This is a genomic window from Candidatus Coxiella mudrowiae (assembly GCA_001077715.1).
Taxonomy (GTDB): domain Bacteria; phylum Pseudomonadota; class Gammaproteobacteria; order Coxiellales; family Coxiellaceae; genus Coxiella; species Coxiella mudrowiae.
This window is the reverse complement of sequence record CP011126.1, coordinates 254,178-268,700: the sequence shown is the minus strand read 5'-3', so window position 1 is coordinate 268,700 and position 14,523 is coordinate 254,178. Positions and strand designations below refer to the sequence as shown.

Here is a 14,523-nt window from a genome sequence, read left to right as displayed (position 1 = left end):
TCTGCTCTGACAATGAAGGTTGGGGGATGGGGGTAACCCTTTCTGAGGATATGGCGGTACACGTAAGAGATCCTGACAAACCCGCTAACGAAATAACAAAAAGGGAAAATAGAAATTGTCTTAATCGATTAATTTTTAATATATTCACCCCGCTACCTTCAATAACTCTTTAAATTTTAAATCTATTCTGATGGCTTTTTTCTACTACTTCTTTTTTCTTGAAAGAAATAGCTTAAATCATCTCCTGCACCTCATTCGAAATATCACTGCCATCTTCGTGAAAGCTAATTTTGGGGGGGGGTATTACGTCCCTTTCTCCATATCACCAATTATCTCAATCGCAATATTCATTGCCTGTTAGCTACTTTTAGTACTACACAAGCGTTGAATATATTCAATTTGATCACGACAGTAGCCACGATCGAGGATTAGTTTTCTAAATTCACTTAAATCACTAGTAATAACAAGCCATTCCAGGTGCTCCAATAAATGCAAGGGTGTAAAAAGATTTAAATAATCTACCTCTTGTTCTGTACCTGTTAATTCTTGTAAGAAATCTGTGAGAATATCTGTTTCCTTAAAGAATCTTCGTAAGGCCAGTAGCGAGCAATCCAAAGGCGTTAACACAGCACATTGTCATTAAAAGCTTGTGAAACTTGTTCTACTTCTTCATTACTGGCTTCTATATCAGCAAATGTAATTTTTTCCCGGCTAATTTTTCAAAATACTCAAAACTTTTTATTAATTTCTTAGCATCGGAATCGTTAGGCCCATCTACTTTAAGAATAGGCCCATCTACTTTAAGAAAATGATTAAGCCTCAGATTTTTTGAGGGTTTAGGATCTGAATAAAAAAACTTTTCACGAACGATTTTTGATTTAAAGAAAAAGTGTGCTTCCCCTGGCGTTGTTCCTTTAATTTAAATCCAATAAGTCGATCCGCGCCCGTTTTTCTACACGAGCACCTTTAGCATCTTGATAAGTATCCAATACGCTACTTTCCTTGATCGACCTGAAAACTTTCAACATACGTCACATAAGATTCACCAGCTGATCTTATGAAGAAATCCCAGATTTCGGGTAGGGGTCTCCAAGGGTAGGGTCTTCAAGCTTCATACAGACTATCGATAAAGCTTCTTCTTTAGAAGCTTTTTGGAAATCTGGCAAATCTTGTCCGGTTCCCCAAACTAGAAGCCGTCATCGCCTTTAAAGTATAAACAATAACTTTACCCAAACTCAATAATTCATCTTGAGATTTTTCCAATGCCGATAATAGAACGCACAAAATACGACGATTAAGCAACACATCGCAAAAATCTACTTCTGCCAAATTTATTCGCATGATGTGACCATAAATATCTGCGAGCGAAGTAAACACTCGCACTAATTGAATGGTAATAAAGCCGTGCTGTTCTAATACTTGAGAAACTTGCTTTCCTTTCTTTTCTTTATTGCATCCGGGAAGTGTTAATACATAATTTACAATAGATTCCATTACTACCGTAGGTGGCATGTTCTCTAGATTAATGAGCTCTTCACCATCTCTCAGGAATAATTTGTCAAAAACAATTGCCTCCAATTTGGGTAAATGAAAATAATTATGGATAGTATTAGCGTCTAATAAAATATGCCTTGCATCTCGCATAGCCACCAGAATTTTCATTAATGATTAAGTAAATGCGAATTGCTCGGCCCTTCCACATATCGCCATCAGGCTTAGTAGCGGCTTTATCCATCATGCTCACTACAAGTTGAGCGAGCATACTCGAGGAACCGCTTGTAAAGGGATTTAAGGTATTCGATAACTTTTTTCTTGAGGACCAATAATATCCCGAGCACCGGTCATAAAATTAATTAACAATAAATCATCTTCTTGGCCCATGGACCGCACCATGGAAAAAATCTTAGCAAAAAACGAATTATCTCCTTTTTCATCGACATAGATAAAACCACTGCCTTTCAAAGGTGCATTATAAGCTAACGATACCATTGCTTCGGTTTTACAACTTCCTGTAGATCCGAAAATTAAAACGTGCGTATGCATATCTTCATTGCTGAACCAAAGTTCTTCTTCCTATCAATAAAAATATATCGGCGAAGTAACTAAAGAAAAAGGTAATAATCGCAAGCAGTAACTACCCATCGCAGATTTTTTAAGAAATCGGCAATGCGTACGCTTAACGTGCGCGTGTCGCGCAAGATATGCGCATAAAAATGTTCGTGTTTTTCTTCTAAACCGAGTTTCTGGTATACCATCGTTCGTCTTCCGCCCACATAAAGGACATTTTTTATCTCCTTATCCAATGCCGTTACGACTTCCTTAACCATGGGAGCCCGTAAAGGACGATTTAATCTTTTTTTCTGCTCGACAATGAGCAAATAAACTAGCCAATTCTATAACGGCGGTCTACCCTTCCTACACTATTTAACATGTACCATAAACCATAAACGCCGATCGACGGGTTTTAACTACAAAAATTTAGCCGTCGTTAACACTCCCTTCCACTCTTCCAATATGTAATAAAGTCGCCATTAATGTACCCACGTAGGCGTGATGCGTCTTCAGCCACTTAATGAGTTTGGACTCTTTATATTTGAGAAGTAATTCTTCCACTCCACTAAAATCTAACTTTCCATGAAGGGAGGATTTTGCGATTTGAATTAATAAATCGTCAGCCACTTTGTGATTACAATGTCCCCGATCAAAAAAAAACAACTAGAAGCGCTTTAATATGAATTGGTAAAGCATCTTATCTACCCCTTTCCATAAGGGTCTCATTTGAAGTACAAATAATGGTTCTACAGGAGCGGGCTTAATTGTTCAAACTTTCTTGTTAATTTTAGTAATTTCCAATACATGGTGCTCTTTGAAAAAATCAAGCGATAATTTCACCATAGCCCATGGTCCTTCGTCGAGATTTTGTTCTAATAAATTTAAAGAAAGGACGGGTATAATTTGTGAGCAATTTTCAACCTCGGATTTCTTCAAACTTTCCATCGAATGGTTATGATGAAACCACGGGGAACTATTGTGAAATAACATCCAAGTAGCGAATCCTAATAAAATTAGGATTACAGGATAAGGTAAACATAAATCGGTTTCGGTACTCAGAGCTCCTATTTCAAGAAATGTAATTTCATTTCTATCTCCTATACCCATAAAGTGCTGCCAAAAAATTAAGTTATGCTCTTTAAATGGGAGGAAGGTGTACCCAACCTCAATACCACATTAAATCTATCTAAAACGCTTTTAATTAACTCAATTTCATAATGACGAATAAAAAATATGCCAGCAACAATATAGCGTTTTTCTAGCCACACAAAAATAATTACACCAATAGTCAACAAAACTAATAACAAAAAGAAATTAGCTTTCTGATCTGTCGTATTTTTCTGCGCTGGGTACATTATGTAATCTCGTTAGATTTTAAAATTAATTCTTGCGTTTGCTTTGCGTAATAATAACGCTTTTCTTGATGAACAAATTATGGGATATTTTCGCTTTTTATACCATCAGGCATTAAAGTAACTAATATAATTCGCATCCGATCTTTTCGCGGTCGATTCTTCTCAGAAATAATGCGTAGGGTCAACAGCAACAACAACATAGACTTCTGATAGCTGTGAAAGCTTGAGCCGAATGGTCTTCATTGTATCGGCTTCATTTTTTATAAACTGGCTGACCAATCATGTAACTTTCCAATGAAGTTAGCTGAGCCGCCCATTGTTTATAATCATAGCCGTTGGATTGGTAGAGCGAAACATATAACTTTACTTTATTTTCGGGAAGCTCTAGTAGTGTTATCAACTTTTTAGTCGATTCATCTCCTCCTAATTTTTCTCTTAAAACCAAAGCTTCTTCATAATAAATCTTTCGGATCGGTTTCAAGATATCGCGTAAGAACAGCGACTCATCCCAATTGTCCGCGCATAACACCTGCTCTGCCGCTGCTATATTGCCTCACAAAACTGCTGATAATCGTCTTCCGTTCTGCGACTTTTTGCATAGAACGCTTTTGCCATCTGGATAAACTGAGCACTCTGTTCATCCACGCTCTCAATCAAATGGCGTTTTAATTTTAAGTTCTCGTTTTTTAGTTCGAAACGAATGCTGGACAAACTAAAGCTCATGGCCATCTCCCATTCAGTTTTATTTCATACCAAATTGAGGAAGTTGTGTCTAATCTGAATCCGTTTCAAGCCGCTTTCAAAACAGATTGACGCTAGCTTTGTCCAGAGAAATTCTTGCTCGTACATCATCAATTTCTGATCCAAGGAGATTTACCAACTGAGTGACTTTATTAGTAACTTCACCTAGGAAAATTCTTTGTGGCTCATTTGCTCTTACTACCATGTTTTACCCTTACTAATTAATGGAAATTTAATCTTTGAGCCATTTTGCGCTCGGAAGCTTAAGAGAATATTAAATAGGTAAGGGGGTTACTTTAAACCGTGTTAAATTTTTTTAATATTAGTAAAAATAGATCCGCATGAAATCATTAGACGAAACTCATTTTTTCTAATGTTGTTGTTTTTATTTAATATTCAATGGTAGACTTTTATCGTTTCTGTGATAGAAATGCTTTTTTCACTATTCTTAATCTCTATGGTTTTTTTACTATCGAAGTATTTTGGCGCTGGTTTCGTAGTACTATTGCTGGGCAACGCAAGATTGCTATTCCTTGGTGGGATCATTGATGGACCTTGCTAACAAACTAACTATAATGCCCCAAATGGGTGCTAACTTTACTTTTTAAAGGCCGCCAAATAACTTATTCCGAAATGTTTTCTGATACCCATCTTTTACTGGGCTTTACAAAACGAGCTGATTAATTGGCTTCACTCTGTTTAGGTTATACGTTAGATGCTACTTACGAAGATACTGAGCAATCCCTTTTAGAGGTAAAAATAACCTTCGATGAATTTATGCCGGGTGTACTTTGGTTATTTTGTCTTCTTGATGTCATCAATGAGCTTGTTAAAAACAGCTATTCCAAAGATGCCGTTTCTCTTGATGAGTTGATGTACCATTAACAAATCACATTTTAATATTACCTTAAGGTTCTTTCCATAAAATTTAAGCTAATTTAAAGGATTAAATAAAATCGAGGATGGATTTTATCGCAACTCTTATTTTAATTAAGCAATTGTAGAACAATAAAACAAACATTGTGTTCGTTGTTAATCCTTTTCCTATATTACCAAGGATAGCTCACCTGTAAGGGTTACGGATAGAAATGCTCAAGCCCAATTGGCTCAAGCGGCAGTATCCGTGGACCATTCTTTGCAACAGATATCGGTTAATTCAAATGGCAACTCACCCGCATGCGAAATTATTCCCCTTTAAATCTAGGAACCATTGGTATGGCTTAACAAACTTCCTTGGATTGGAATGGCCCCATCGAGCCTTTATTGCGAAAATTGCTCGGGCCAGTAGTTACAAGTTGCGCGTGTTAGGGAAAAGACCTGTAATCCCCGTACTCGTTGCAATTAATTCAACCGATGTACCCTTAGCAGAAATTTTATGAGACGCCACTTATCAAGTAGAAAAGAAGCCAAATATTACTTTATATCCATCCACTTGAACCATCGAGCTACGTTATCACACGAGTTAGTTATGAAACAATTCCGTTTTTTAAAGAGATTGATGATTATTGTCGCTAGCACTGTTATGGCAATAGGCTGTGCTAATCGTGGGAGTGCCGACGAGCCACCACTCGCAGAGATGAGTTATGTAAATATGAATCAACTTCCCTCGGGAAATGGGCAGGTGAATAATATTCGTCAACAAGGGTTGCGTGAAATCGCTATTATGCTCGGTGCACGAGGTGCTTTGGTATGGCGATCGGAACATATCGATGCCGCTTTAGAAAAGCAGTCAAGTTGCCTTGATCCTGTTTTTGATTCAAAAAGCTTTTGTTAAAAATAATATTTTACCATCGGTATTGTCGAATCACAAGCTAATCTTAATCTGGCCAATGATGACACGATTCGCACCACCAACAAAACTTACAAAATCATTGCAGATGCTCGGTTTGTAACAGCACCTCCCACCTGGCGTATTTATTTATAGCTTGATTACCAAGAACCGGATTTATCTGATGATTCATTGCTACCAAAAGATAAATCCGAAGCTCAAATATCGAATTTTTATATAAAAAGGCTGGAAAGATGGTCGTCTACAGCAAGCGAATGAAATTTTTGCAACGAATTTAAATCGTTTAAAACGCGATTATTTGGGAATGCTGTTATATCGAAAATTGTTGGCTCAAAGGGATGATTACTTCCCCTGTCGTCGCTAAAACCAAGCTGGGCATTACAGGAGACGCCAATCAGATTTGAATTAATAATGATGTGAGATTATGCAAATTACCGCCCAATCGGCGTTACAACCTGAGTAGCAGTCATTGGAACCCCGTTTTAACGCCGGGGAGTTATTCGCCGTAATATTTTCCTACCTCAGAAGTGAAGAAAACATATTTTTGCTCCCTTACCCTCTTCCGAGGTGAGAGGTAAGAAAAGAGAATTTGGGCAGGGTTGAAAGGATAAAAAAAACTATGTCAATAGAGAACTCACAGTTTTATTCTCATAAACCTTCTCGTTTTGAACCGAAGTATATCGATCTATTTCTGGTTTACTGTCATCGCTTCGGCGCATCCAACATCACAATTCAAACAGGCCGACCAATTGTTGTAGAAGTCTATGGCCGTATTCAAACAGTCACACGACGGGAACTCTCCAACGCAGAAAGCGGCGATCTTCTCAATACCATCTACGGACCAAATGGCACAACGCAAATCATGCGAGGCGAGGATATCTATACTCACTATGAAATAAGACCTAATCGTAATGAGATCTTTCGTTATCTGGTGAATGGAACTGGATGTCATGTAGACGAACACGAAGGAATCCAAATTATCATTCGCACTATTCCGGCGGAATCTCCTTCTCTGTCAAAACTCAATTTACCTTCAGCTGTTACGCCATTGCTCCGCAAGAGGAAGTCATTTATGTAACAGAGGCAACCAAGCTCAGGAAAAAGTACACTCCTTGTGGCCATCATTAAGAAACTCGCTGAGGCGCCCGATAGTCATCGGAAAATTCTCACTTTTGAGGTACCTATCGAATATGTATATGATTCTCTCACCACTCCTACAGGTAGTGTCTGTCAATCAGAAATTCCGTGCCATTTACCATCTTTCTCCGCTGGAGTGCGAAATGCCTTGCGTAGCAAACCGCATTTAATTTTAGTGCGGAAAGCAGGTGACAATGAAACGATAAACGATTAGTGCGGTATTAGAAGCCGCATTAACAAGTCACCCCGTATACTACGCTGCACAGCAATGGAGTGGCAGAAACCATTCGCCGTATGGTGGGTAGTTTTCCCCAAGAGGAGCAAATCGGTCGAACCATCGATATTGTCGAAATTTTGCGTTTAATCATCTGGCAGCGATTAGTTCCTTCAATAGATGGCAAACGCGCAGCTTTTCGTGAGTTTTTAGTTTTCAACAAAAAAATCTGTGATTTTCTATTGTATTGGATAGCGATCTCGAACAAGTCATGGCCACGACCAGTCGCCTTGTTGAGGAATATGGACAACCTTATGCGAGTCGATGTTGAAGAAAAATTTAAAGCAGGATTGATTTCTCCACGGACTTATAAAATATTTTCTGCTAGTGCAATAAGCTTATCTTCGTCAAACATCGCCTCTGCGAAAATATGGAAAAAAATAGGGTCCGTATAGAGGTTTAAAAAATAGTTTTTATTTGAGAATAATAATTTCATGAAAATATTTTATGCTTGCTATAGAATTTCACTTCCACTAGTCTTAGGGGTGGTTATTCTTGCCATTCTTTTAACCCATTGGTTTCTTCCTTAGCTTCTTTATTTCTCTAAAACGTATTTAATCTTTACTTTTATGCCGCTCTAATTATTTTAATGCCACTAAGAAATAAAAAAACTGGTTCTTCATGAAAACGAAAAACCCTATAAAAAATTGCATTTTTAGATTTTAAAAATTCTAATTTTAGAGTTGAGTCTCGTGGCTATTTTGGGGGAATTTGTATTTCCGTAGAGTAGGACAGTCTTTTTTATTTTCTTCTATACTTTCAAATTTTTTGTTTGACTGGGGCGATTTTCCCTTGACAAGTAATGCCCCTGGTTGCCAGAAGTTTTGGAATAATTAGTTTCTGTCTTCATAGAGACGCTTATTTAAAGTACGACATTACACTGTATTCTTTATACTAAACCCGATAGCACTGTTGGCATCATTTTCAACTCGCTTCCAGGTATTGCTACAACCTTTACCTTTTCAGGAATCCTCGCTTTTTTTATACTCTCTTAATCGTCCACCTAATAGTTCCCTAAGCACTTAGCTCTTTAGCAGGAATAAGTCCCATTAGCCTTCTTTTATTTCTTTTTCTTATTATTTTTACGGCCAGCCGTTTCGTAAAACATAAAATTTATCAATTTACTGTTAACATTCCTCTTCCACTCATTCTTAGAATTGTTAGTTTATTATTGATTCTGATAGGCTTGGTAGTTATTTTGAGTTTATTTTTAGGTGATCTTCAGAAAAGAACTTCTCATTCACCAGAAATTATTGAGCCCTTGTTTCATTTCGGCCGGCTTTTGAATTGGAACCTCTTTGTTTTTTTTGGGTAGATGAGTCTACCAGTAACGGAAATCTTTATTTAAAAATTATCGCGTAGATATTCAGTGCGTGTAATTATCTTGACAGTTTGCATTCCATCTCTTCTATTGAGTTCGCTTGTGCATTATCTTCCTATTGCTCAAATTTCTCGAGGCTTAGCTATCCTTATTGAAAGGATAGGTTTAGTTTTATTTCTTTTGATCGTAACTACCAATTACACATTTGATTCATTAATCCAAACTTATTTACCTAAAGATAATAGAACAAAATATCGTGCCACCGATCGATTTCTCAGTACCTTATTTCAATTTTCAGCATTGATAATTTTTCTTTATTTGGCTTGGAAATATATGATTTTAATATCGTTTTTATTCTTCGCTTTTATGTTGTCTATTAAGTCTTGTTCTATTATTACTCTCTGTGGCCCTTATTAAACCTCTCTGTGGCCCTTATTAAACGCCATCAGGATTAACGTATTTATGAAACTCAGACTTCCACACTTCTACGCTATCCTGTCCTCTAATCCACCTATGAGAGCGGTAAGCGAAGTGTATATAACCTATATTTTAAGGTTTTTTTTAAGCTTCTAGAGAAAAAAGTTATTTTTGAGGGAATAAATTTTCCATCTTGTTAAAAAAAAATTCACAGAAGTGCTAAGACGCTGAATTTTGGAAGCAGTAGGTTAAGATCGATAGAAAAATAACAGAAAAACGGCTAAATGTTAGCAGGAACTTTTTAGAAAGTTTTTTGTCGACATTTCTGATAAAATTCACCGCCCGCCCGGTAGGGCGCGGTGAAAAGAGAGCCGATCACGGGACTTTTATAGTGCCTATTTAAAAAGCATCCTCGTACCGTTCGAGTTTTTTTACATAGTCTTTTTCTGGTAGGAACTCCTCAACTTCAGCTTCCTCCGCTCCGAGCGATTATGGTGCTACTGCCTTCAAGGCTCTTGATATTTCGAATCAAATTACTTTGAGAAGCAGTTCCCAGTTTGATTGCTTTCGTAACAGGAGAAGAAGAACCTAAAGGACTCCTTTACTTGAAGAAGTCTCAGCGAGTCAATCTCCAAAAGAAATGCGCGCCATTGCTACGTTATGATTTTTTTTACCTTACCAATTCTCTCACCTTTTTTAAGGGGAGAGTTTTATTTAATTCCGCTTTCCTACTCGGAGCAGCGAGTGAAAAAAGAAGTAGATCTGCAGGTTTAATTACTGGTTGCCTCCTCCCTGGGAAAAATTATCACTGGAAGAATTATTAGGGCTTTCCGTACGTTTCAATTGAGCCTGCTTTTTTTACTGCAGCACAGCTCGACTATTACTTTCAACTGATTGACTTCCTTGACTAATTCCTTGATGCGTCGTTTGCCCAAATCCACTAACATACCCTTGCATTTGATGCGCCATTTGTCCGGCGGAACTTGTTTGAGGCGACGAACTGATCTAACACAAGATGTTGTCCAGTAACGTAAAAATTAAGCTGAAGCACTGCGTCGTTACCATATAAACCAACATAGTGAAAATAACGAGAACAAGCGGAAATACGAGTAGGCTCATTACAATTTCTGAAATACTTCCTGAATCCTTAATTAAATTCCACATCAAAGTACCGGGCAGCACAGAGAATACTTCCACTCGCAGCACCTGAGGAAGGAGAGCTTGTAAAGAGATCACTCGCTAAACCCGAAAAGGTAGTATAAACAATAATTCGTAAAGAAACATACGAAAGAATCATTCCCGCAATGAGACCGATTACCATTAATACTGGCCGCAAAAAGGCTCCCAATAGAATCATTAATATCTGTTTCGCTTCACCCAGAAAATCGTGTCCTTCGGAGTGTTTTAATCCGAAACAGATTAGTGGTGCCGCCACCATAACTTCAATCACCACGATAATCCAACCGATTACTCAGAAGGTATAAAGAAAATAGGGGTATAAAGGGGACATAATAAGCCAGCACAAATCCAGCCACCCCACAATCTCTCCCTGCTACAACCATAAATAATGGCTTTACCCAACTGAGTAATGCGCTGACAGGTGTTTGTGCATTATAGGAAGCTGTACAAACACCCGTCGCAAAGAGGGAAACAGCAATTCTGACCGGAAACCAGAATCAAATATTGACAGCTACATTAATAGCACGCATCCCGACACTATGTAGAATGCAAAAAAAGTATGGGATCTGTCCCTATATGACCATTACTACCTCTAGACGATTACTAGTAGAGAAAGTGGAAATCAAATTACCGATATCATAAACTACGCTACCAAAGATATAGATTACGCTACCAAAGATGGTGTCAATTACCCCCCCATACCAGATCTGAAACCCGCTGTGCTCGGATTAGGCGCTGAACCCGTATCTCCAGAATTTTGGGAGTTGGCGATATTCTTTTAATTTATTCAATACAGGCCTGAATATAAGTCAGCGACGCTTTACGAGCTTCTTGGTAGTATTTATCAGGATTCCCTGAAGTGTTAGCATCAACTACCGTCGGTGTATAGTTGCCAATATTCGAAATACTATCATAGTACGACTGTACTTGAGATAAATCCCAATAATAACGACTGGCACTTAACCATCCTTCGTTTTGTGCTTCTTCAATAAAATCTTTAGCCAAAGTTGCGTTGCTGGTATTGAGCTGCACCAAAGGCACTAAGGTATTGACGTAACTTAATAAACTTCCAAAAAAAGTTCCTGCATTATTGTCACTCACATTATCGGGATTGTAACCTAAGAAAGAATTAGCGGATGAGTTTTGTGAACAATAATATTTTTTCAGCTGGCATTAAACTCGTCACTAATTCACTTACCGCTTGTTTGGCAATCTCACCCCCCCCCTCATAGGTTTTTTGACTTGGCTTTAAGGAATCCCCAACGCTTGGAAAATAAAACTGATGGTATTTATCACCCTCAATCACATCGTATAGAACAAGGGGGATTAGCGTTAACTGCGACCCCGTATTGTTGTTCGATTGTGCATTAGGTTGGCTATCAATACTAGAATACATACAACAGCATTAGCAAATATTTGCTATCCTCTGATCCGCTAATCCTACGCCTTCTACCACTACTTTCATTACCACATCTTGGAGCAATGAATAACCTGTCGCTAGATTAGGAATTAATAAGCTAAAGCCAAAAGCGATTTAAAAATACGAGAGCGACATTTTTATTCGGACCCATAAAAGAGAGCCATCTTGGATGACTGGTAATACAATGGTGGAAACCGTATAAGCCAACCACAATCCCGCTACCACAATAATTCCTTCGTTGAGTTTATAAAATAACTTACCCAGCATCCTGCCCTATTGTTCCATAGAGTACATTCCCGACAGTGCCAAAGATTTGGCTTAAATAGGAAATCGATAAATCATGGTGACTGTTTATCTCCGTGTTATCAGTAAAGTCGGTAAATATCGTATCGGCCCAAGCACTAGCGGAAAATAACAAAAGAAAAAGCGACGAGAAGAGTTTTTTAATTGTTTTTATCCCTTAAAGGTGCAGATGAACCATTCTTTAAATGTGCAACCTAAACGAGGTTGCCTCATTTGGAAATAATTAAAATGTTCTCGAAAAGCATAAGCCCATAATAAAAGCGTTAAAATAACGCAAACAAAAGAAGCTAAGGGCAATCCATGAATAAATAAACAGTATAGGCAATTCATACCAAGATTCAATATTAAGTATAAAATTACAATGCGAATTGCCGTTTGCATTCGCTTTTTGATATCTGCTTCCATTAAATTAAATCGACGTAAACACTCTTCAAAAGTTTCTTTATGTGAAGCGGATTGAGTCGGCTTATCTATCAAACCGTCGACAAGATTTTTAATAGTTTTTTCATTCCCGGAAATTTGGTCATAGCCTACCCAACACATAGGGTTTAGGCGAGAAAGAAAGCCTTTCTTTACTACTTTTTTGAAATTCATTTAAAAGAATTCCTTCGAGGATATAAAATACTAGGTTCCAATCATGCTAACACTTATTCCTTAAGACAATATTAAGAGTTACTTAAGTAGGAAACAAATTCGGCCACTTCTCCGTAATAAAAAATTAAATGATTCCGATTTTTAATTTCTCCTTAATATTTTTTTAAGGTTCATGCACTCACTATTCTGTGAGAATTCCATTCTGTTCTATGGAGAAGATTTATGCCGGATCTATCGCATAAAGCCGTACACCAATTTTGGCACGATTACAAAGATCCTATCATTTACCGCGTGATTAGTTTCATGGAGGGAGTTGAAGATTGGACTCTGGATGGCGATCCGGAACTTGAGTCTTCCTTAAAAGAATTGGGCAAGGCATTAGAAGACATGGGTAATAGACCTTCAACAAGAAGACGCTATGATCAAACTCATTACTTATCCCAAAACGGGTCGTGGCTTGCGCTTATTAATTTTTTTAGATACTGCTTATCTTGGCGCTGCCACAAAAGTACTAATACTAATGCACACCGAAGAAATTTCACAATCTGATAACGATATTGCGGACACCTTCCTAAAACGCAACCTAGTATTTGAGCGATTGCGATTACCTAGTATTTGAGCGATTGCGATTATTAGGCCGCGTTTTGGGGTCTGATCGTTTTAAATTGATATTGCAATCTTTAGAAGAGGGTGGCTTATGAGCCTAAAAAAATATTTATTATCCATCACTGTTACTCTGTTATTCACATCTTCCTTGTGTTTTGCAGATAGCGTTCCTCTTTCCCAATGTGCCAATTATCTCAGCTATTCCGATTCTCAATTTAACAGTTTAGCAGCCTCTAACAAAAATGCAGCGAGTAATATCGCTTCTGTTTTAAATAGCTGTGCAGTATAGCTAATTCTTGTAGTGATTTGAATATAGGCGATCAATGCTGCGCTTTATTAGCTACGCGTACTTTCCTAAGCACTTATTTTGCTAATTTTAATTAGAGTTCTTCTCTAAGTAGTAGCGATGGTGGAAGCGGCATGCTACCTGCTACGGCAATTAATTCAACCGATAATCCAATATCTTTATCAGTTGACACTAACTCAACACCTTCACCGTAAACAGAAAAAAGAATCATCTAACATTCACTGGTTTTAAATAGAAGGGTTTAATTATGAAAAAAATTCATTTCATCAGCATCACTTCATTTATAACGTTAATAATTGGCTCCACGTCAGCAATGGCTGATCTCGATCCGATGGGCAGCGTTATTGCTGCCATAAAGCAAATAGGTACTGAAATTCAGACATTGGCAATTGAAAGCAAAAAAAAGCATTAACAATATGAAATATCAGTTTTATAAAAATCCAGAAATTGCTTTACAAGCCAACCCGAAAAAAATAATGGTATGAAACAAGAACATATTAACGCTGCACTCACTACCCAAAATCAAATTTCAGAAGTCATGCTTCAGTTTCCTGAACAAGTAGTAAATGCTAATCAACTTACCAACCCCAAGATGGCTGCGGATATCAAAAATTAGAAGAATTTGATTCCTAATCTTACTACTAATATTCCGGCTAGCGATATTCTTTACTTATATGACGCAGATGATTCAATGGAAAGCAACTACGGAGTTGGAAAGCCCGAAACAACTTATGATAATTATTTTAATTTTTAATTCTCTCTTTACAGCAACTGCTTAGTCCACCGATCGACAACAAGCAGCAGAAATTTATCTTCAATATCTGGCACAACAATATGAATCTTTAATAGACAGAATTAATTTTAGCGATCTCAAAACAAAACTTAATAGTTTAAGCCCTAAAAAGCGTGCCGAAGCTTTAACTTTGTTAATAATCCTGTCTATCAAAAACATCAATTGGCTATTTGGTCTTTACTTGCTACTAAATCATTAGCGCTCACTAATTTAAATATGATGATGGAGGAATAAA

14 protein-coding genes and 6 pseudogenes are annotated in these 14,523 nt (G+C 37.5%); 10 read left to right on the top strand and 10 right to left on the bottom strand.

The genetic code is table 11. From position 1 onward, the window contains the following. Positions 1-232 precede the first annotated feature (232 nt). The 6 genes and pseudogenes from CleRt_RS01290 to CleRt_RS09765 form a co-directional block, all read right to left on the bottom strand. Positions 233-2,255: pseudogene (locus CleRt_RS01290) on the bottom strand (phosphoesterase). A 223-nt stretch (positions 2,256-2,478) separates the two neighbouring features. Next, positions 2,479-2,679, bottom strand: coding sequence for a secretion/conjugation apparatus DotM-related subunit (locus CleRt_RS11245; RefSeq protein ID WP_235379126.1), 201 nt, complete (start codon positions 2,677-2,679; stop codon positions 2,479-2,481). 141 nt (positions 2,680-2,820) lie between these two features. After that, positions 2,821-3,159 (bottom strand): hypothetical protein, encoded by a 339-nt coding sequence (locus CleRt_RS11240; protein WP_235379125.1) that lies wholly within the window; start codon positions 3,157-3,159, stop codon positions 2,821-2,823. A 17-nt stretch (positions 3,160-3,176) separates the two neighbouring features. Further along, positions 3,177-3,407 (bottom strand): hypothetical protein, encoded by a 231-nt coding sequence (locus CleRt_RS11235; RefSeq protein WP_235379124.1) that lies wholly within the window; start codon positions 3,405-3,407, stop codon positions 3,177-3,179. A gap of 253 nt (positions 3,408-3,660) precedes the next feature. Further along, on the bottom strand, positions 3,661-3,936 hold the full coding sequence (gene icmQ, locus CleRt_RS11230) for a type IVB secretion system protein IcmQ (protein ID WP_235379123.1): 276 nt from the start codon (positions 3,934-3,936) through the stop codon (positions 3,661-3,663). A gap of 270 nt (positions 3,937-4,206) precedes the next feature. Beyond that, the gene (locus tag CleRt_RS09765) at positions 4,207-4,353 is read right to left on the bottom strand and encodes a hypothetical protein (RefSeq protein WP_157870779.1); all 147 of its coding nucleotides are present in this window, start codon (positions 4,351-4,353) and stop codon (positions 4,207-4,209) included. 194 nt (positions 4,354-4,547) lie between these two features. Here CleRt_RS09765 and CleRt_RS14540 point away from each other — a divergent pair, with 194 nt between their 5' ends. The 6 genes and pseudogenes from CleRt_RS14540 to dotB all read left to right on the top strand — a co-directional run bounded on the left by CleRt_RS14540 (position 4,548) and on the right by dotB (position 7,743). Beyond that, positions 4,548-4,697, top strand: a complete 150-nt coding sequence (locus tag CleRt_RS14540) for a hypothetical protein (RefSeq protein WP_157870778.1) — start codon at positions 4,548-4,550, stop codon at positions 4,695-4,697. Beyond that, positions 4,697-5,033: pseudogene (locus CleRt_RS01275) on the top strand (type IV secretion IcmS family protein). Before CleRt_RS14540 ends, CleRt_RS01275 begins: the two are co-directional and overlap by 1 nt. 151 nt (positions 5,034-5,184) lie before the next feature. Then, positions 5,185-5,584, top strand: a pseudogene (gene dotD, locus CleRt_RS08185) (type IVB secretion system lipoprotein DotD); the annotation flags it as partial. 32 nt (positions 5,585-5,616) lie between these two features. After that, positions 5,617-6,072, top strand: a pseudogene (locus tag CleRt_RS12955) (type IV secretory system conjugative DNA transfer family protein). 124 nt (positions 6,073-6,196) lie between these two features. Continuing rightward, positions 6,197-6,301, top strand: coding sequence for a type IV secretory system conjugative DNA transfer family protein (locus CleRt_RS12950; RefSeq protein ID WP_306686888.1), 105 nt, complete (start codon positions 6,197-6,199; stop codon positions 6,299-6,301). 255 nt (positions 6,302-6,556) lie between these two features. Beyond that, positions 6,557-7,743, top strand: a pseudogene (dotB, locus tag CleRt_RS01260) (Dot/Icm type IV secretion system ATPase DotB). Between the two features lie 2,490 nt (positions 7,744-10,233). On the opposite strand, the gene CleRt_RS08180 reads toward dotB, so the two are convergent. From CleRt_RS08180 to icmV, 4 genes are all read right to left on the bottom strand, one after another. Beyond that, the gene (locus tag CleRt_RS08180) at positions 10,234-10,536 is read right to left on the bottom strand and encodes a hypothetical protein (RefSeq protein WP_053097821.1); all 303 of its coding nucleotides are present in this window, start codon (positions 10,534-10,536) and stop codon (positions 10,234-10,236) included. Between the two features lie 512 nt (positions 10,537-11,048). Then, positions 11,049-11,366, bottom strand: a complete 318-nt coding sequence (locus tag CleRt_RS08175) for a hypothetical protein (protein WP_053097819.1) — start codon at positions 11,364-11,366, stop codon at positions 11,049-11,051. A gap of 28 nt (positions 11,367-11,394) precedes the next feature. Then, complete coding sequence (locus tag CleRt_RS08170; protein WP_053097817.1) at positions 11,395-11,661, bottom strand: hypothetical protein; 267 nt, start codon at positions 11,659-11,661, stop codon at positions 11,395-11,397. Positions 11,662-12,138: 477 nt separating this feature from the next. Beyond that, on the bottom strand, positions 12,139-12,582 hold the full coding sequence (gene icmV / locus CleRt_RS01240; RefSeq protein ID WP_048874898.1) for a type IVB secretion system protein IcmV: 444 nt from the start codon (positions 12,580-12,582) through the stop codon (positions 12,139-12,141). A gap of 222 nt (positions 12,583-12,804) precedes the next feature. Between icmV and icmW the strand changes: the two are divergent. The 4 genes and pseudogenes from icmW to CleRt_RS12945 all read left to right on the top strand — a co-directional run bounded on the left by icmW (position 12,805) and on the right by CleRt_RS12945 (position 14,111). After that, a pseudogene (icmW, locus tag CleRt_RS01235) lies at positions 12,805-13,201 on the top strand (type IVB secretion system protein IcmW). A gap of 78 nt (positions 13,202-13,279) precedes the next feature. Next, entirely contained in the window at positions 13,280-13,477 is a 198-nt protein-coding gene (locus CleRt_RS01230) for a hypothetical protein (protein WP_048874897.1), read from the top strand. Between the two features lie 265 nt (positions 13,478-13,742). Beyond that, positions 13,743-13,907 carry a hypothetical protein gene (locus CleRt_RS11220; protein ID WP_235379122.1) on the top strand — a complete coding sequence of 55 codons (165 nt, stop codon included), beginning with the start codon at positions 13,743-13,745 and terminating at the stop codon, positions 13,905-13,907. Between the two features lie 69 nt (positions 13,908-13,976). Next, a complete protein-coding gene (locus CleRt_RS12945) occupies positions 13,977-14,111 on the top strand; it encodes a hypothetical protein (RefSeq protein WP_306686747.1) in 135 nt (44 codons plus the stop codon). The last annotated feature ends 412 nt before the right edge of the window (positions 14,112-14,523 follow it).

Excerpts from the sequence above, each read along its gene's own strand:
- CleRt_RS01230 (WP_048874897.1), top strand. The coding sequence starts at position 13,280 with ATGAGCCTAAAAAAATATTTATTATCCATCACTGTTACTCTGTTATTC.
- CleRt_RS14540 (WP_157870778.1), top strand. The coding sequence starts at position 4,548 with ATGGTAGACTTTTATCGTTTCTGTGATAGAAATGCTTTTTTCACTATT.
- CleRt_RS11220 (WP_235379122.1), top strand. The coding sequence starts at position 13,743 with ATGAAAAAAATTCATTTCATCAGCATCACTTCATTTATAACGTTAATA.
- CleRt_RS12945 (WP_306686747.1), top strand. The coding sequence starts at position 13,977 with ATGAAACAAGAACATATTAACGCTGCACTCACTACCCAAAATCAAATT.
- CleRt_RS08170 (WP_053097817.1), bottom strand. The coding sequence starts at position 11,661 with ATGTATTCTAGTATTGATAGCCAACCTAATGCACAATCGAACAACAAT.
- CleRt_RS11235 (WP_235379124.1), bottom strand. The coding sequence starts at position 3,407 with ATGTACCCAGCGCAGAAAAATACGACAGATCAGAAAGCTAATTTCTTT.
- CleRt_RS11240 (WP_235379125.1), bottom strand. The coding sequence starts at position 3,159 with ATGGGTATAGGAGATAGAAATGAAATTACATTTCTTGAAATAGGAGCT.
- icmV (WP_048874898.1), bottom strand. The coding sequence starts at position 12,582 with ATGAATTTCAAAAAAGTAGTAAAGAAAGGCTTTCTTTCTCGCCTAAAC.
- CleRt_RS09765 (WP_157870779.1), bottom strand. The coding sequence starts at position 4,353 with ATGGTAGTAAGAGCAAATGAGCCACAAAGAATTTTCCTAGGTGAAGTT.